Origin of the sequence: Flavobacterium aquidurense (assembly GCF_031458035.1) — a bacterium.
GTDB lineage: Bacteria > Bacteroidota > Bacteroidia > Flavobacteriales > Flavobacteriaceae > Flavobacterium > Flavobacterium aquidurense_C.
Genome location: NZ_JAVDXR010000017.1, coordinates 1 through 16,435, shown reverse-complemented (window position 1 = coordinate 16,435; position 16,435 = coordinate 1). Strand labels below are relative to the sequence as shown.

Here is a 16,435-nt window from a genome sequence, read left to right as displayed (position 1 = left end):
ATGAACAAAAAAATTTTATTTATAAACAATTAATAGTTATAACTCGATAGCAATTTTTTTTTAAATTTTGTTACTTTCGCTATATGGAAAATTTCAAAAATATAAACCCAATAAAGGTTGAAAAAACCACTATTATTAATTTAGAAAAAGGGAAACTGCCACCACAAGTGCTTGATTTAGAAGAGGCTGTGCTTGGTGCGATGATGATCGATAAAAAAGGGGTAGATGATGTAATTGATATTTTGCAACCTGATGCATTTTATAAAGATGCGCATAAATTTATTTTTGAAGCAATTGTTCAGCTTTTTACTGAAACACAGCCGATTGACTTATTAACGGTTTCCACGCAGTTAAAAAAGAATGGAAAATTAGAATTGGCCGGTGGAGATTTTTATTTAATTCAGCTTACGCAAAAAATTGCTTCGTCTGCACATATCGAATTTCACTCTCGTATCATTCTTCAAAAATATATACAAAGAAGTTTGATTCGAATCTCTTCTGAAATTATTGAAGAATCTTACGATGAAACAACAGACGTTTTTGATTTGCTGGATAAAGCCGAATCAAAATTATACGAAGTAACACAAGGTAATATTAAGCGTAGTTCTGAAACTGCGCAAAGTTTAGTTTTACAAGCTAAAAAACGTATTGAAGAAATTGCCGGTAAAGAAGGCTTGAGTGGAGTTGCAACTGGTTTTGAAAAACTAGATCAGGTAACTTCAGGATGGCAGCCTTCGGATTTAATTATTATCGCGGCTCGTCCGGGTATGGGTAAAACCGCGTTTGTACTTTCAATGGCAAGAAATATTGCTATTGATTTTGGACATCCGGTTGCTGTATTCTCTCTGGAGATGGCTTCCGTACAGTTAATTACCAGGCTTATTTCGTCAGAAACTGGTTTGTCATCTGAGAAGTTAAGAACTGGAAAGCTTGAAAAACACGAATGGGAACAGCTGAGTACTAAAGTAAAAGATTTAGAAAAAGCACCATTGTTTATTGATGATTCGCCTTCGCTTTCTATTTTCGATTTACGTGCAAAATGCCGTCGTTTGGCCTCGCAACACGGAATCAAATTGATCATTGTCGATTACCTTCAGTTGATGACTGCCGGAGGTAGCGGAAAAGGGGGAGGAAACCGTGAGCAGGAAATCTCAACTATTTCCCGAAACTTAAAAGCATTGGCAAAAGAGTTAAATGTGCCGGTTATTGCACTTTCGCAATTATCGCGTGCTGTTGAAACACGTGGTTCTAGTAAACGTCCGTTGCTTTCGGATCTTCGTGAATCCGGAGCTATTGAGCAGGATGCCGATATCGTTTCGTTTATTTATCGTCCTGAATATTATAAAATTGAAGAATGGGATGATGATGAGCAATCACCAACCGCAGGTCAGGCTGAGTTTATCATTGCGAAACACCGTAATGGTGGTCTTGAAAATATCCGTCTGAAATTCTTAGGACATTTAGGTAAATTTGACAATCTTGAAGATTTTACAGGAGGTTATGATGATTTACCTTCAAAAATGAATCATGATGATAATCCTTTCATTACTAAAAACTTACCTTCTGCAAATGAAGCTTTTGGAAGCAATCTGAATGACGATGATGATGATAGCGATGTTCCGTTTTAATAAAATTAAAAGCCTTGGTAAAAAGGCTTTTTTTTATGACTAAATATTACTTTATTAATAAAATTCAGTAGTTTAGCAATACGATTGATAAAAAGGTCGACTATAAATTAACAACCAAAAACAATTTAATTATGAATGAAGAAACTTTTCCGGGACCTATCCAAATCCCGTTATCTAAAGGACAAGAATGGGAAGAGAGATATGTTGATGATAACTCTGTTGAAGACAGTAAGAAAAAAGTAACCGCTTTTTTAATTCCCAGAGAAACACTTGTGAAAGTATTAGAATTAAAAACTGAGGCAGTTTGGGCTCATTTAGGTATTAATGACGATAAAGAGAAAACGCTGATTTTTAATGGAGCAGAATACGATCCATCAACAGGTAAATACAAAAATGTTTACGGACCGCCAAAAGGTGAAAAAAGTAAATCTGAAGCTGAAGCTGAAGAAGTTGTTTATGATGGAACACGTCCTAGTCCTCCATTTTAATTTAAAAGAATAGAAAGTGATTGACTTTTTAATTTATACAGGTTATTTAGTTTTATTTCTAAATCTAATCTTATATATATTTAGCTTTTTTCGAAAGAAAAAAGCTAATGTTTTTTTTGTTTCATACGTAGCTTTTGCATCGGTAATGCAATTTTCTCTTGAATTAATGTATCATTTAAAAATAAATAATTTATTTGCAATTAATATTTTTTTTGTTGGTCAAATGTTGATATTGGGATTATTTTATAAATCAATATTGCCTTTTAGAAAACAGAAAATATTTGTAAATATTTGTCTCGTTGCTGCTTTATTGTTTTTGGGAATTCAATTTGTTATGGATTCAAGCCAATTTCTAAAATTTAATTTATTTGAAATTACATTGACTTCGTTGCTTGTTGTTGCTTTTGTTTTACTTCATTTTTACAATATACTTACTGAAAAGAAACAATATTATTATGTTAGTATTGGTTTGGTAATTTATTTACTGACAAGTACAGTTTTATATTTAATAGGTAATCTTTCTTTAGGTCTTAGTGATAACTTAAAATATTTAAGCTGGACATTAAATGCATTTTTGTTTGTAGTCTGGCAATTATTTATTTTATATGAATGGAAAGTAAGTTTTTACAAAAAAGCCGCTTTATCTTAAATTAGTCATCTTTTAATAAAGAATATTTAGATATGAATAAGCATTCAATTCCTGAAAAAGAACTCGTTGCCATTATACTATACATTTCTCTTTTTTTAATGATTGTGGCAATTGTCTTAATTATTTTCTTTTATTTCACGAGAAAAAAAATAATTCAAAAAGAACTTGAAAAAAAGGATTTGATATTACAGTATCAAAAAGAACAACTTCATGCTGTGATCTTTACACAGGAAGAAGAACGAAAACGAATTGCACAGGACTTGCATGACGATATCAGTTCTAAGCTTAATATTGTTTCTTTGAATACCCATTTACTTTCAGCTCCAAATTTAACGGCGGAAGAAACAAACGAGATTACTGAAAATATTATAAATCTTACCACAAAAGCTTTAGAGAATTCCAGAAAAATTGCCCATAATTTACTGCCTCCGGTTTTTGAAAAGTTTGGACTCAATGCAGGTGTAGAGGAGTTATGTGAAGAATTTGAAAGCAGTAAGGCTGTAAAAGTTCATTATAAAAATGAAATTGATTTTGATGAAAAGGAAATTGATCGTCATTTGCATGTTTTTAGAATTCTTCAGGAATTGATGAATAATTCAATTCGACATGGAAAAGCTTCTCAAATATGTATTTCTTTTAAGAATATCGACTCCATTGCAACTTGTAATTATGAAGATAATGGTCTTGGTTTTGACAGTGAAAATACTCATAATCAAAAAGGTCTGGGAATGAAAAACATAGATAGCCGAATTTCATTTTTAAATGGCAATATTCAGATTAATTCGGAAATTAATAAAGGCATCTCTGTAATTTTTACTTTTTAAGTTAATTTTTAAAAATAAATCAGTTTTTTTGCCAATATATCAAGGTTCTTAAAGCGTTTTTTGATTCATATTTTGTAATTTCGGCATACCTAATGACCAAAACAGAATAAGTAATGAGTACTGCTATTAAAATTGCATTGGTTGATGATGAAGTTTTATTTCGAAAAGGAATTGCGTTTTTATTACAAAGGGAAGATAATATCGAAATTATTTTTGAAGCTTCAAACGGGGAAGAACTTCTTATGAATCTGGAAGATAATGAAACTAAGCCTGATATCATTATAATGGACTTGAAAATGCCCATTTTGAATGGTGTTGAGGCGACAAAAATTATTCGTAAATCTTTTCCGGATTTAAAAATAATTGCCTTGACAAGTTATGATACTAAATCATTTATTGCAAACATGATTCAGGTAGGAGCAGTTGCTTATCTTATAAAAAATACGACTCCAAAAGATTTAATTCATACTATAAACCAAGTAGCGAGCAAAGGATTTTATTATAGTGAAAATGTATTGAAAACTATTCAAGATACAGTAGTTTCATCAAAAAATTCAAAAGGCAATTTGGAAACAAGCTTTCTTTCGCCTCGTGAAATCGAAATTCTTCAGCTTATTTGCCAGCAAAAAACAACTTCAGAAATAGCAGAACTTCTTTTTTTAAGTCCGCGAACCGTTGAAGGACATCGTAATAATTTATTACTAAAAACAGAATCAAGGAATATTGCAGGTCTGGTTGTGTATGCGATTCAGAACGAAATTGCTTTTCTGACCATTTAAAATCTAACTGGTCAAGAACTGAATAGATAATACATAATACAGTATTATTGTAAGGACGAGCAGGCAAATACCTATTTTTTGTATTAGGTTTAATCCTTTAGGCTGGTTATTACTCTCATTAAATTTCATAATTTGGGTTTCATTGATTAATAGCTTCAATGATTTAGGGTTACCAAATTTAGGTAGAAATTAGTTTTATCAAATAGGTATTTTTACGTGTTTTTCAAAAAAATGTTTAAACAGTATAAAAAGATGTTTAAACAAAGCAAAATATGTTCATAATATCACGTTTTTATTTTGCGTTTCTTTCTTCTATAAAACAGGAATATCTGTTTATTTTTAAATGCTTCCTTTATATCTTTACTAAAATAATTTTCTAATGTATAAGAGTTTAGTTTATATTTTCATACTGTTGCTTTCATTTAGCGCCAAGGCGTCATTTATATTACTCCCTATGGATGAAACAACGCAACAAAATCATCTTAAAGCTTATGGAATAACTTATTGGTGTTTAAGCAAAGACTATAAGGCAAGTTGGCTTCTTAATTATCGTGGCGGTTCTTTTTTGCTTCCTGACGCTGAAGAGATTAGAAAAGAATGTCAGATTCGGGGTGTTAGTTTTGAAATACTTTCAGATAGTGAAGAAGCAGCAATTTTAAATGAAATTTCGAGCCCTTCACAAAATATGGAATCCGTTATTCTTGAAAAAGCTCCAAAAATAGCTGTTTATACTCCTAAAGGAAAGCAGCCGTGGGATGATGCCGTTACGTTGGTTCTGACTTATGCTGAAATTCCGTTTACACCAATTTACGATGAAGAAGTTTTAAGCGATCAATTGCTGCTTTATGATTGGCTGCATTTGCATCATGAAGATTTTACGGGGCAATATGGAAAATTTTATGCTGCTTATAAAAATACACCATGGTACATTGATCAAAAAAAAGATGCAGAAGCTCTAGCAGCAAAGTTAGGTTATGCTAAAGTATCTCTGGAAAAAGGGGCTGTTGCAAAAAAAATCAGGGATTTTGTTATTGGCGGCGGTTTTATGTTTGCCATGTGTTCTGCAACAGATAGTTTTGATATCGCGCTTGCAGCAGATGGAGTTGATATTTGTGAAGCCATGTTTGATGGTGATGCCAGTGACTCGAATTATCAGGCAAAACTGAATTTTGGAAATTCATTTGCTTTTAAAGATTTCACACTAGAAAGAAGACCTGAGCAATATGAATTTTCAGATATCGATATGACTTTAAAACGTAAAATTCCTGTTGAAAAAGATTATTTTTCATTAATGGAATTTTCAGCAAAATGGGATCCAATTCCTAGTATGTTGTGCCAAAATCATACGCAACTTGTAAAAGGATTTATGGGGCAGACTACTTCATTTGATTCGGCATTAATAAAATCAAATATATTAATAATGGGTTCCTGCGAACTTAACGGTGAAGCCAGATATATTCATGGTGAAAAAGGGAAGGGGATGTTTACTTTTTTTGGAGGACACGATCCGGAAGATTTTCAGCATCAGGTTGGTGATCCGCCAACAGTTTTAGACTTGCACCCTAATTCTCCAGGATATAGATTGATCTTAAATAATGTTTTATTTCCAGCGGCCAAAAAGAAAAAACTTAAAACATAATTTACTTTACAAAAAACTCAAACCAAATCGGGATATGATCTGATATTTTCCGGGCTTCTTGTAATGAATTAAAGTTTTGATAAAAAGATATTATACCAGAATTTTTGTAATCAAGAGAACTTGTCTTGTAAAATATATTATCAAATTCTGACGCCAGACAACCGTCGTTTTTGCATTTTTGCTTTAATGATGTTTTTTGATTTTGCAAAATAGCAGTATACCCTGATTTTTTTAATGGATTAAATACAGTATGAGATTGAGGACAATTAAAATCCCCCATAAAAACTAAATTCAGGTTTGGATATTCTACTGGTAAAAACTTGAAATATTTAATTTCCGTCTCTGGTTGTTTATTTTTAGTAATAGCATGAAAATTGACTAAAGTAATTGTCTTTTTGCCGATTTCGAAAGTTGCAAAATAAGGTTCTCGATCAATTTCTGAATGATATTTTTTTTCCAGCCAGGAATTTCCTTGGAGTTTTGCTGTACTGGTTTTCCAAATAAAAGCATAACGTTCAGCTTTATAACTGCTGCTACTGGTAGGGTCACTAACGATATAATTCCATTTTGAACCTTTTTCATTTAATATTGCACTAAGTTTTGCAATGGCTTGGGCGCCACCGTAACCGGCAACCACTTCCTGAATTGCTATTATATCATAATCAAGAACGGTATTGGCGATAAAATTTAATTCAACTTCAGATTTAGATTTTCCAAAATTTTCTAAGTTCCAGGACAGGATTTTAGTTTGTGAAAAGGAAAGAAGACTAAAAATTAATAGAACAAAACTTAAAATATTTTTCATGCAGTATTTAAAAAAATCAAATATAGCATTTCAAAATTCAGAATACGAACTGCTAATGCTTTTTATACCTGTTTTTTAAGGCAGTTGTAATTATTATTATTTGTAAAACAAGTAGGGCAGGAATAAAAACAATTTTCCAGTCGACTTCTAACCAACCTGTTGTTTCTGAAACAAGGGCGAAAGTTACCGAAAGAAAAATGCAAAGCAACATTGTTTTCATGATAATTTTATTTTTGGGAGTATTGATTCTTGTAATAATATTTTGAAATGTTTTTTTTTCAAAATTAATGGTATAGTTTGGTTTCATTGGAGTCATAGTTTCTACAAACTTAAATGTATAACTAAACATTTCCTTACGGGAAACCGTAATCAGATTAAAGTTTATACCAAACCAAAATCTTTGGCAATTGCAATTAAATGAACATTATTATTTGCCTTAAAATATATTTTTAGCTTGTTGATTCGCTTCTCAATACTACTGGTTCCGTTTGGTGTAATAGAAGCAGATTTAAATTCATTTGATATGTTTTCTAAGATATATCCCTGGGCTAAAAGTTTTAAGATCGAAATATCATAGGATTCAATTTCAATAAGTGCTTTATCATTAAAACTAAATGATAAATCTGATGAGAGTATTTTTTCTTCGTTTCGAAAAGTTCCTTCCATTGCTTTTTTTAATTCCTCCATGCTGTTTCTCCCTTTTGAAACATATGCATTAATTCCCAGGTCATTAAAAAGTGATTTAATTCGGTAGGATTTGTCTTCAATAGAAAAGACTATTTTTTTTAATGTTGGCTGTACCTTGTTAATTGCTTCAATAAGTTCTTCTCCAGTTGAAAGATTAATTTTTCGATGATCTGATTTGAATGATAAATCACTAATTAATAAGTCATAAGGTTCGTTTTCAATCAAGGCTTTTTTTATTCGTAATAAACCGTCATCACAATATTTTACATGATGAATTGTCGGTATTTTTAAATCTTCAAGCACTTGAATAACTGCGATACTTATACTATCTAAATCTTCGGCTACTAAAACTTTTTTGAACATATTGCTGTTTTATAAAGGAAAAGTGAAACTTGCTTTAAAACCTTTTTGTAAATTATTTCCAAAAATAATAGTTCCATTAATAGTTTTTATACGGCTTTCCACATTTTGCAGTCCATTTTTTAAAATTAATATGTTATTTTTAATTCCAAGTCCGTTATCAATGTAAATTACAGTCATGTTCCTGTCTTTTATTTTGAATGAAACACTAATTAAACTAGCTTCACTGTGTTTTTTCATATTAACAAATAACTCTTGCAAAACTCGGTAGAGAATTATTTTTTTATTTTTATCTATTTCATTCCAACGAATTGTATCAAAACCATTTAATAGAATATTTATATTAGAAGTTTTAAATCCAGAAATCATTTCTTTCACTGCAAGAGGATAGTTTTCATCTGTATCAATGTTACTGTTTTCTTTAGAAATGTTTCTTGTTTTAAAATAAATGGTGTCTAATTTATTTAAGAATTTCTCTTTGTTTTCATTTTTTTCAAGATCATTTGTTTTTATAAAAGCTATAGTTTCAAAAACATCATGGGTTAATTCATCATGTAGTTTTTTGGATATTCGCATTTCGCTTTTTAAAATTGCATCATTTTTCTCTTTTTCTCCTTTTGCGATTAGATAAAAGTAGAGGAATAAAATAAGTGTCGAAATAAATATGATAATAACATATGAAATAATAGTTCTGTTTTTTTGCCTTTCTATTTGCAATTTGTTTTCTGCTTCTTGTGCTTTAAGTTGAAAATTTTCCTCTTTTTCTTTATTGAAAGTATATTTGATATTAGAAAAATGATTTTTTGTTTTTTTTCTTATTGTTTCAATACTGTCAATAATCTGGATGTATTTTAATGAATAATTTTTTAGGTCGTTGCCGTCACTAGATTTAATAATAAGATCTAAACTGCCAGCCTGACCTGATAGAAAATTGTTTTCAAGATCTGTTTTGTACGCTTTTAATGCATACGCTTTGGCTAATTGGGGGTTGCTTTTCGCAAAAAAAGAAGAAAGATGTCTATAGCTAACCGAAAGGCCATATTGAGTGTTAGGTCTTAATCTGATATTTAAACCTTCATAATAATATTTTAATGCTTTTTCGTAGTTTCCAAGATTATAATAACAGTAACCTAAGTTGTCTATTACATAAGCATGGTCATTGTTATTGATGTTTTTATACTTTGAAATGTCTTTTTTTGAAGCGAGTATCTCTAGTAAGGTTATTGACTCTTTGTATTTTTTCTGCGCCATATAAACGACTACTAAATTATTTATAGCAATACGTTTTCTCCAGGCGCTTGATTTTAATTTTATAGCTTTTTTGAAATATAAAATAGAATTTCTATTGTCGTAATTGTTTGTATAATTGATTCCTAAAATATTATATACAATCCAGGAATAGCGTGGGTTTTTAATTTTTTTTAAATACGGCAACGCTTCTGTAGCGGTTGCTTCGCTAGCTATATAATTAGATTGATCTTGTTGAAGTTGTGCGATACATGACAATGCATATACATAGTCTATCGTGTTTATTTCCGGGTTACAAAGTTTCTTAACTTTATTAAAAACATAGATAGCACTATCGTATTTGTTGGTGTCAAAATAAATGTCGGCAATATCTGTTAACCTTTTTATTTCTTTTGTATTATTCGGTTTTGCTTTTGTATGCTTTTTTTTGTTAGAAAAATACATAAGCAAAACACCTAATAATAAAATTGACAGTATTATTAAAAGATACTTTAAAAGTGTTTTTTTGGAGAGATTTCTAAATAGTTTTTTCATTTATAAAGGGAATTTAATAAAAACTTTAAATCCTTTGCCGATTGTAGAATCAATATCAATCTCTCCCTTGATGTTCAGAATGCGGTTTTCTACATTGTTAAGCCCATTTTTAAAAGTAGTATTGTTTAAATTAAGGCCTTTTCCATTGTCTGCATATGTTATAATAATATTTTTGTTTGTTGTTTTAAATGAAATCGCAACCAAAGAAGCATTGCTATGTTTTTTCATATTGACCAGCAATTCTTGTAATATTCTGTAGACTGTAATTTTTTTGTTTCTTTCGATGTTGTTCCATAAAATACTATCCAGATCATTAATTATAATATTAATGTTTGGGGTATTAAATTGAGAGATCATTTCTTTGAGATAGAAAACATAATTTTCATCTGTTAAAATTGGACTATTTTCTTTTGAAATATCTCTTGTTCGGGAATAAATTGCATCCAGATTATTTAGTAAATGTTCTTTATTTTCAGGCAATGACAGGTTTTTGTTTTCTGCAAAAGCCATCGTATGATAGATGTCATTAGCCAATTCATCATGCAGCTTTTTTGAAATTCGGGTCTCACTTTCGTATGTAGCTTCTATTTTTTCTTTAGTTCCTCTGGAAGTTAGGTAAAAATATATAACTAAAATTAGACTTAAACTTAATGCAATAATGATATACGAAATAATATTACGGTTTTTTTGTCTTTCTAATTGTAGGTCGTTTTCGGTTTTATGAGTTTTTAACTTGAAATTTTCATCACGTTCTTTTTTAGAATCATATCTAATTTTGGCAAACTGGTTTTTAGCTTTCTGTCGTACTTCAGTTATACTGTCATTAATTTTAATAAATAAAAGTGAATATTTTTTCAACTCTTGGTCTTTGCTAGTATTTATCAGTAATTTCAAAGACATTAATCGGTCATCTACATGATTGTTAAGAGTTGATTTTTTGTAACTCAGAATCATGTATTTTTTAGATAAGCGTATATCACTGTCCTGGTAAAATTCTGCTAAATGATAATAACTTGAACCCATGCCTAAATCATCTTTAATCTGAGTTCTTATTTTTAAAGCTTCCGTGAGGTAAAAAAGTGCTTTGGAATCTTTTTCTTGCATATAACAATAGCCAATATTGTCAAGTGCTCTGGCATAGTCTTCCGGAAATTTTTTTACACCATCAGTTTTTAGTAAGGCCTGAAAGATTTGAATTGCTTCTTTATATTTTTGTTGTTGCATATAAATAAATGCAATGTTGTTTTTAGCAGCTGCCTTTCTCCATTCAGTTGTTTTTAACGCCAACGCTTTGTTATAATATAATAATGCAGTTTTGTAATCATATGTATTTAGATAGTTGATTCCTAAAATAACGTAAGAATTCCAGGCGTGTTTTGGATTTTTTATGTATTTTAAATAAGGTATGGCCTCTGTAACTGTTGCCTCACTGCCTGAGTAATCACTTCGGTTTTGTTGAATGTCGGCCATTCGATTTAGTGTACTGACATAATTCTCCGAATCAGTTATAGGATTGCATATTGATTTTATTTCATTATAAGAATAAAATGCACTATCAAAATTTTTGTGGTCATAAAGACTGTCAGCAATAACAATAAGTTTTTCAACTTTTGCTTTATTGTTCTTATGTTTTTGGGTATTACTGTTCTTTTTTTGACAAGCGAATAAAGTAAGAAAAGCAATAGTTATATATAGGATTAATAGTATTCTTTTTGGTATCATGCGCCAAAAATAAAGAATTTTATTTCTTGTGAAAGCGTATAAATACGGTATTTTGAATTATTACTAATATTAAAATTTTCGGATTCTCATTTACAGTTATATACAAACACGCCCTCCGGTGTGAGGGCGTGTGTTTGTTAGAATGTTGTAAAATTTATCTTTATAAAATTATACAGCTCTCAATCCTGTTGTTATAGCGAATCTATTCCATGAATTGATGGTGATAATTGACAGGATGATTTCGGCAAGATATTTTTCATCGAATAATCGTGCTGCATTTTGATATACTTCGTCAGATACATGATTGCTTATCAGAGTCACCTGTTCTGTCAATGCCAAAATTGCTTTTTCTTCTTCAGTATATATGTCGGCTTCTCTCCATGCGCTTAATAAATAGATTTGTTTCTCAGATACGCCATGTTTTCTGGCATCTGCTGTATGCATATTAATACAAAAAGCACAGCCATTAATTTGTGAAGCGCGAATTTTAATTAATTCTTTATGAATTGGAGTTAAAGAGGTAGTACTAATGTATTTTTCTAAATTCATTAAGGCTTGGTATGCTTCCGGGGCAACTGTCGGGATAACGATTCTTGATTCCATTGTATGTGTTTTTAAAAGTTTAATACAAAGTTCAGTTATATGTATTTTAAAAAACTTGAACTACTTCAAGAAATTATTTTAGACTTTTCCAGCTCTGATTTTACTCATAAATTCTGCTGAGAAATCAAGATAAGAAGCAATCATATATTGCGGAACGCGTTGTACAAATTCTGGATTTAGATTGCTAAAATGATGATACCTTTCTTCTGCTGACATCGTAAATAAAAATTTAATTCTCATTTGTGCAGCACCAAAAGCTTTTTGAGCAACAATTTTAAAGTAGCGTTCGAGTTTCGGAATCCGAATAAGTATGGCTTCAAGGGTTGGTTTCTCCAAAGCAATGACTTCAGAGCTTTCGACTGCCTGAATATAGAAGTTTGATGGTGTATGATTGTGGTAACTGAGATAATCTGTAATCCACCAATTTTCAATTCCAAACTGAAGTGTTTGTTCGACTCCTTTTGAATTAATGATGTATTGTCGCATACAGCCTTTTGAGATAAAATACATAGTATTGCAAACCTGACCTTCTTGCAATACGTGTTCTTTTTTCTTGATTTTAGAAAGATTTAGACAAGATTCTAAAACATCAATTTCTGAAGGTTCTAACGATATAAATTTTTCTATATGCTGTAGAAGTGACGTATACATCTGAATATGATTGATTATATACAAATGTACTTTTTAAATTCAATTTCTAAAAGTTACATTTTTATAAACTGCTGTAAAAGCAAAAAACCATCCGAGTTAACGAATGGTTTTTCTATGATAAGTAAGTAATCTAAATTGAGTTTATAAAACGTTTATTTTACTTTATTAAGTATTGCTTTGAAAGCTTCAGGGTGGTTCATAGCTAAATCTGCAAGAACTTTACGGTTCAATTCGATTCCGTTAGCTTTTACTTTCCCCATGAATTGAGAATAAGACATTCCTTCCAATCTAGCTCCAGCGTTGATACGTTGAATCCATAATGCACGGAAATTTCTTTTGTTTTGTTTTCTATCGCGGTAAGCGTAGCACATTGCTTTCTCTACTGCATTCTTAGCAACTGTCCAAACGTTTTTACGTCTACCAAAGAAACCTTTGGCTTGCTTCATTATTTTTTTTCTTCTTGCTCTTTTAGCAACTGAATTTACCGATCTTGGCATAATTTTAATGTGTTTTTGTAGCAGGCGTCCTGAATTGAATCAAAGGAACTTAAAAGCCATACTCCAAGGTTATATAAATAATTTTTTAACCTAAAGAAAATCTTTAGTCAAAGGTTTAAAAGTCAAATGTCAAAAGTTTAAACTTTGTAACTTTCAGACTTGACAACTTTAGACTTGTATTAGATAATTCTTAATTGTTGTTTGATGCTTTTCATATCTGTAGAGTGAACTAGCGCTGAGTGAGTCAAAGCTAATTTACGTTTTTTAGATTTTTTAGTCAAGATGTGACTTTTAAAAGCATGCTTTCTTTTAATCTTTCCAGAACCAGTAACTTTGAAACGTTTCTTGGCGCTAGATTTTGTTTTCATTTTAGGCATTTTTCCTAGTGTTTTAATTTATTCTTACTTACTTATATCTTCAAAAGCTTTAGGCTTTAGGCTTTAAGCTTTAGGCAAAAGTTTAAACGAACTACTTGCTTAAAGCTTAGAGCTTATTGCGTAAAGCAAATAATTATTTTTTCTTCTTCGGAGCAATGAACATAATCATTCTCTTACCTTCCAAAACTGGCATAGCTTCAACTTTACCATGCTCTTCTAAATCTGTAGCCAAACGTAGTAATAAAATCTGTCCTTGATCTTTATAGATAATAGAACGTCCTTTAAAGAATACGAATGCTTTTAATTTAGCACCTTCTTTCAGGAATTTTTCAGCATTCTTTCTTTTAAATTCGTAATCATGCTCATCTGTCTGAGGACCGAATCTAATTTCTTTTACTACAACTTGCGTAGACTTAGCCTTTAAAACCTTATCACGTTTCTTTTGTTCGTAAACAAATTTCTTGTAATCCATGATTTTACAAACTGGCGGCTCAGCGTTTGGCGAAATCTCAACTAAATCCAATTCAAATTGATCTGCTAAACGTAAAGCTTCAGCAAGTTTAAATACACCCGGTTCGATGTTTTCACCTACTAATCTTACTTCTTGTACACCACGAATATTGTTATTTATTCTGTGTGCATCTTTTTTTTCTACTCGAGGTTGGTAACCTCTGTTGCTTCTTATTGCTATGACTTTATAATTTAAGTTAAACTGTAAAAACTTTTAATGTCTTTTTTATTTCTTCGTTTACAATAGCGACAAATTCATCAATTGTAACTGTAATATTCCCTTTTCCTTCCTGACCGTGACGACGAATAGAAATAGTTCCATTTTTCTCTTCTTCCTCACCTACAATCAGCATAAATGGTATTTTTTGCATTTCGGCATCTCTAATTTTCTTACCAATAGTTTCACTTCGGTTGTCAATTAGGGCGCGAATTTCGTGATTTTCTAGCAAATCTAAAACTTTTTTAGCATATATTTCGTATTTCTCGCTCAAAGACAAGATTATAGCCTGCTCAGGCATTAGCCAAAGTGGGAAATTTCCTGCTGTGTGCTCTAGTAAAATGGCAATAAATCTTTCCATTGATCCAAATGGAGCTCTATGAATCATTACTGGGCGATGTAATTCATTATCAGCACCTTTGTATGTTAATTCAAAACGCTCAGGCAAGTTGTAATCTACCTGAATAGTTCCTAATTGCCATTGTCTTCCTAAAGCATCTTTTACCATAAAGTCAAGCTTCGGCCCGTAAAAAGCAGCCTCGCCATATTCTACCACGGTATTCAACCCTTTGTCTGCGGCTGCATTGATAATAGCGTTTTCTGCTTTTTCCCAGTTTTCATCTGTTCCAATGTATTTCTCTCTATTTTCCTTATCTCTTAATGAGATTTGAGCTGTAAAGTTCTCAAAACCTAAAGAACCAAATACATATAATACTAAGTCGATTACTTTTTTGAATTCTTCATCTAATTGCTCCGGAGTACAGAAAATATGTGCATCATCCTGAGTAAAACCTCTCACACGAGTTAAACCGTGTAATTCACCAGATTGCTCATATCTATATACAGTACCAAATTCAGCATAACGTTTTGGTAAATCTTTGTACGACCAAGGTCTTACGTTATAGATCTCACAGTGGTGAGGACAGTTCATCGGTTTCAATAAAAACTCTTCGCCTTCGGCTGGAGTATTTATTGGTTGAAAACTATCAGCACCATATTTAGCATAGTGTCCAGAAGTTACATATAGTTCTTTCTGTCCAATATGTGGGGTAACAACTTGCTCATATCCTGCTTTCTTTTGTGCCTTTTTCAAAAATTGCTCAAGTCTGTCTCTAAGTGCAGCACCTTTTGGTAGCCATAAAGGTAAGCCTTGTCCAACTTTCTGAGAGAAAGCAAACAATTCAAGTTCTTTGCCTAGTTTACGGTGATCACGACGTTTTGCTTCTTCAAGAAGTTCAAGATATTCAGTTAAATCTTTTTGTTTTGGGAAAGATGTTCCGTAAACACGAGTTAACTGTTTATTTTTCTCATCACCTCTCCAATAAGCACCAGCAACGCTCATGATTTTAAAAGCTTTGATAATTCCGGTATTCGGAATATGTCCACCTCTACATAAATCAGTAAAAGTAGCGTGATCACAAAAAGTAATAGTTCCGTCTTCAAGATTCGAAATCAATTCAGTCTTGTAAACGTTGTCTTTATACATTTCTAATGCATCAGCCTTACTAACTGGGCGCATTTTAAATTCATGTTTTTCTCTTGAAATTTCAAGAACACGATCTTCTATTTTTTTGAAATCAGCTTCAACAATTTTTTGATCTTCAAAATCAACATCGTAATAAAAACCATTAGCAATTGCAGGTCCAAGAGTTAATTTAATTCCCGGATACAATTCCTCAAGAGCTTGTGCCATTACGTGAGAAGTCGAATGCCAAAAAGCTTTCTTGCCTTCCGCATCATTCCATGTATATAAAATAAGACTACCGTCGGTCGTCAATGGAGTTTCGGTTTCTATTGTTGTACCATTAAAAGACGCAGAAATCACGTTTCTTGCAAATCCTTCACTAATGCTTTTAGCAACCTCCATCGGAGTTACGCCTGAAGCAAACTCTCTAATTGACCCGTCGGGTAAAGTAATCTTAATCATTGTTTATAATTTTGTGAATGCAAATATAGCGCATTACTAAAATACATACAATACATATGTGAATGTTTATGCCATATATATGTTAGGAATGAATGTCATACTTAGTCTGATGCTTTTTCTACATATATATAAGGTGGATTTTCTACTATAATATATAAGAAGGATTATTTGGAGAAGAATTTGTTTTTTAATAAGGGAGCTTTATCCCGCTGTCCGTTTTAATCTTTTGTGGTGTCCCGAGGCTTCGGGGCCACCACAAAAGGATTTCCTCCCGTCCCGAAGCGTCGGGA

At 31.4% G+C, this 16,435-nt stretch carries 17 protein-coding genes; 6 read left to right on the top strand and 11 right to left on the bottom strand.

The window, feature by feature from the left end:
• Nucleotides 1–83 precede the first annotated feature (83 nt).
• The 6 genes from dnaB to J2X17_RS18795 all read left to right on the top strand — a co-directional run bounded on the left by dnaB (nucleotide 84) and on the right by J2X17_RS18795 (nucleotide 6,007).
• Nucleotides 84–1,628 (top strand): replicative DNA helicase, encoded by a 1,545-nt coding sequence (gene dnaB / locus J2X17_RS18820; RefSeq protein ID WP_310301601.1) that lies wholly within the window; start codon nucleotides 84–86, stop codon nucleotides 1,626–1,628.
• Nucleotides 1,629–1,759: 131 nt separating this feature from the next.
• Entirely contained in the window at nucleotides 1,760–2,116 is a 357-nt protein-coding gene (locus J2X17_RS18815; RefSeq protein WP_310301599.1) for a hypothetical protein, read from the top strand.
• Nucleotides 2,117–2,450: 334 nt separating this feature from the next.
• A complete protein-coding gene (locus J2X17_RS18810) occupies nucleotides 2,451–2,765 on the top strand; it encodes a hypothetical protein (RefSeq protein WP_310301596.1) in 315 nt (104 codons plus the stop codon).
• 32 nt (nucleotides 2,766–2,797) lie between these two features.
• A complete protein-coding gene (locus tag J2X17_RS18805; protein WP_310301594.1) occupies nucleotides 2,798–3,589 on the top strand; it encodes a sensor histidine kinase in 792 nt (263 codons plus the stop codon).
• Between the two features lie 113 nt (nucleotides 3,590–3,702).
• The gene (locus J2X17_RS18800; RefSeq protein ID WP_310301592.1) at nucleotides 3,703–4,368 is read left to right on the top strand and encodes a response regulator transcription factor; all 666 of its coding nucleotides are present in this window, start codon (nucleotides 3,703–3,705) and stop codon (nucleotides 4,366–4,368) included.
• A gap of 379 nt (nucleotides 4,369–4,747) precedes the next feature.
• Nucleotides 4,748–6,007 (top strand): asparagine synthetase B, encoded by a 1,260-nt coding sequence (locus J2X17_RS18795; protein ID WP_310301590.1) that lies wholly within the window; start codon nucleotides 4,748–4,750, stop codon nucleotides 6,005–6,007.
• Between the two features lies 1 nt (nucleotide 6,008).
• On the opposite strand, the gene J2X17_RS18790 is transcribed toward J2X17_RS18795, so the two are convergent.
• The 11 genes from J2X17_RS18790 to thrS all read right to left on the bottom strand — a co-directional run bounded on the left by J2X17_RS18790 (nucleotide 6,009) and on the right by thrS (nucleotide 16,145).
• On the bottom strand, nucleotides 6,009–6,812 hold the full coding sequence (locus J2X17_RS18790; RefSeq protein ID WP_310301588.1) for an endonuclease/exonuclease/phosphatase family protein: 804 nt from the start codon (nucleotides 6,810–6,812) through the stop codon (nucleotides 6,009–6,011).
• 52 nt (nucleotides 6,813–6,864) lie between these two features.
• A complete protein-coding gene (locus tag J2X17_RS18785; RefSeq protein ID WP_310301586.1) occupies nucleotides 6,865–7,119 on the bottom strand; it encodes a hypothetical protein in 255 nt (84 codons plus the stop codon).
• Nucleotides 7,120–7,193: 74 nt separating this feature from the next.
• A complete protein-coding gene (locus J2X17_RS18780) occupies nucleotides 7,194–7,862 on the bottom strand; it encodes a response regulator (protein ID WP_310301584.1) in 669 nt (222 codons plus the stop codon).
• 9 nt (nucleotides 7,863–7,871) lie between these two features.
• On the bottom strand, nucleotides 7,872–9,641 hold the full coding sequence (locus tag J2X17_RS18775; protein WP_310301581.1) for a tetratricopeptide repeat-containing sensor histidine kinase: 1,770 nt from the start codon (nucleotides 9,639–9,641) through the stop codon (nucleotides 7,872–7,874).
• Complete coding sequence (locus tag J2X17_RS18770) at nucleotides 9,642–11,111, bottom strand: tetratricopeptide repeat-containing sensor histidine kinase (protein WP_310301579.1); 1,470 nt, start codon at nucleotides 11,109–11,111, stop codon at nucleotides 9,642–9,644. It lies immediately after the preceding gene.
• 420 nt (nucleotides 11,112–11,531) lie between these two features.
• The gene (locus J2X17_RS18765; RefSeq protein WP_310301577.1) at nucleotides 11,532–11,966 is read right to left on the bottom strand and encodes a carboxymuconolactone decarboxylase family protein; all 435 of its coding nucleotides are present in this window, start codon (nucleotides 11,964–11,966) and stop codon (nucleotides 11,532–11,534) included.
• Between the two features lie 78 nt (nucleotides 11,967–12,044).
• On the bottom strand, nucleotides 12,045–12,617 hold the full coding sequence (locus J2X17_RS18760) for a Crp/Fnr family transcriptional regulator (RefSeq protein WP_310301575.1): 573 nt from the start codon (nucleotides 12,615–12,617) through the stop codon (nucleotides 12,045–12,047).
• 152 nt (nucleotides 12,618–12,769) lie between these two features.
• Nucleotides 12,770–13,114 (bottom strand): 50S ribosomal protein L20, encoded by a 345-nt coding sequence (rplT, locus tag J2X17_RS18755; RefSeq protein ID WP_007810721.1) that lies wholly within the window; start codon nucleotides 13,112–13,114, stop codon nucleotides 12,770–12,772.
• 179 nt (nucleotides 13,115–13,293) lie between these two features.
• Nucleotides 13,294–13,491 carry a 50S ribosomal protein L35 gene (gene rpmI / locus J2X17_RS18750; RefSeq protein ID WP_007810722.1) on the bottom strand — a complete coding sequence of 66 codons (198 nt, stop codon included), beginning with the start codon at nucleotides 13,489–13,491 and terminating at the stop codon, nucleotides 13,294–13,296.
• 133 nt (nucleotides 13,492–13,624) lie between these two features.
• Nucleotides 13,625–14,176 carry a translation initiation factor IF-3 gene (gene infC / locus J2X17_RS18745; protein WP_072974136.1) on the bottom strand — a complete coding sequence of 184 codons (552 nt, stop codon included), beginning with the start codon at nucleotides 14,174–14,176 and terminating at the stop codon, nucleotides 13,625–13,627.
• A 22-nt stretch (nucleotides 14,177–14,198) separates the two neighbouring features.
• Nucleotides 14,199–16,145 (bottom strand): threonine--tRNA ligase, encoded by a 1,947-nt coding sequence (thrS, locus tag J2X17_RS18740; RefSeq protein ID WP_310301572.1) that lies wholly within the window; start codon nucleotides 16,143–16,145, stop codon nucleotides 14,199–14,201.
• Between the last annotated feature and the right edge of the window lie 290 nt (nucleotides 16,146–16,435).

Bases quoted from the DNA above. Each gene is read 5' to 3' on its own strand.
- rpmI (WP_007810722.1), bottom strand. From the start codon at position 13,491: ATGCCTAAAATGAAAACAAAATCTAGCGCCAAGAAACGTTTCAAAGTT.
- J2X17_RS18765 (WP_310301577.1), bottom strand. From the start codon at position 11,966: ATGGAATCAAGAATCGTTATCCCGACAGTTGCCCCGGAAGCATACCAA.
- J2X17_RS18810 (WP_310301596.1), top strand. From the start codon at position 2,451: ATGGATTCAAGCCAATTTCTAAAATTTAATTTATTTGAAATTACATTG.
- J2X17_RS18785 (WP_310301586.1), bottom strand. From the start codon at position 7,119: ATGAAACCAAACTATACCATTAATTTTGAAAAAAAAACATTTCAAAAT.
- J2X17_RS18760 (WP_310301575.1), bottom strand. From the start codon at position 12,617: ATGTATACGTCACTTCTACAGCATATAGAAAAATTTATATCGTTAGAA.
- J2X17_RS18805 (WP_310301594.1), top strand. From the start codon at position 2,798: ATGAATAAGCATTCAATTCCTGAAAAAGAACTCGTTGCCATTATACTA.
- J2X17_RS18815 (WP_310301599.1), top strand. From the start codon at position 1,760: ATGAATGAAGAAACTTTTCCGGGACCTATCCAAATCCCGTTATCTAAA.
- J2X17_RS18790 (WP_310301588.1), bottom strand. From the start codon at position 6,812: ATGAAAAATATTTTAAGTTTTGTTCTATTAATTTTTAGTCTTCTTTCC.
- J2X17_RS18800 (WP_310301592.1), top strand. From the start codon at position 3,703: ATGAGTACTGCTATTAAAATTGCATTGGTTGATGATGAAGTTTTATTT.
- dnaB (WP_310301601.1), top strand. From the start codon at position 84: ATGGAAAATTTCAAAAATATAAACCCAATAAAGGTTGAAAAAACCACT.
- rplT (WP_007810721.1), bottom strand. From the start codon at position 13,114: ATGCCAAGATCGGTAAATTCAGTTGCTAAAAGAGCAAGAAGAAAAAAA.
- J2X17_RS18770 (WP_310301579.1), bottom strand. From the start codon at position 11,111: ATGGCCGACATTCAACAAAACCGAAGTGATTACTCAGGCAGTGAGGCA.
- J2X17_RS18795 (WP_310301590.1), top strand. From the start codon at position 4,748: ATGTATAAGAGTTTAGTTTATATTTTCATACTGTTGCTTTCATTTAGC.
- thrS (WP_310301572.1), bottom strand. From the start codon at position 16,145: ATGATTAAGATTACTTTACCCGACGGGTCAATTAGAGAGTTTGCTTCA.
- J2X17_RS18780 (WP_310301584.1), bottom strand. From the start codon at position 7,862: ATGTTCAAAAAAGTTTTAGTAGCCGAAGATTTAGATAGTATAAGTATC.
- J2X17_RS18775 (WP_310301581.1), bottom strand. From the start codon at position 9,641: ATGAAAAAACTATTTAGAAATCTCTCCAAAAAAACACTTTTAAAGTAT.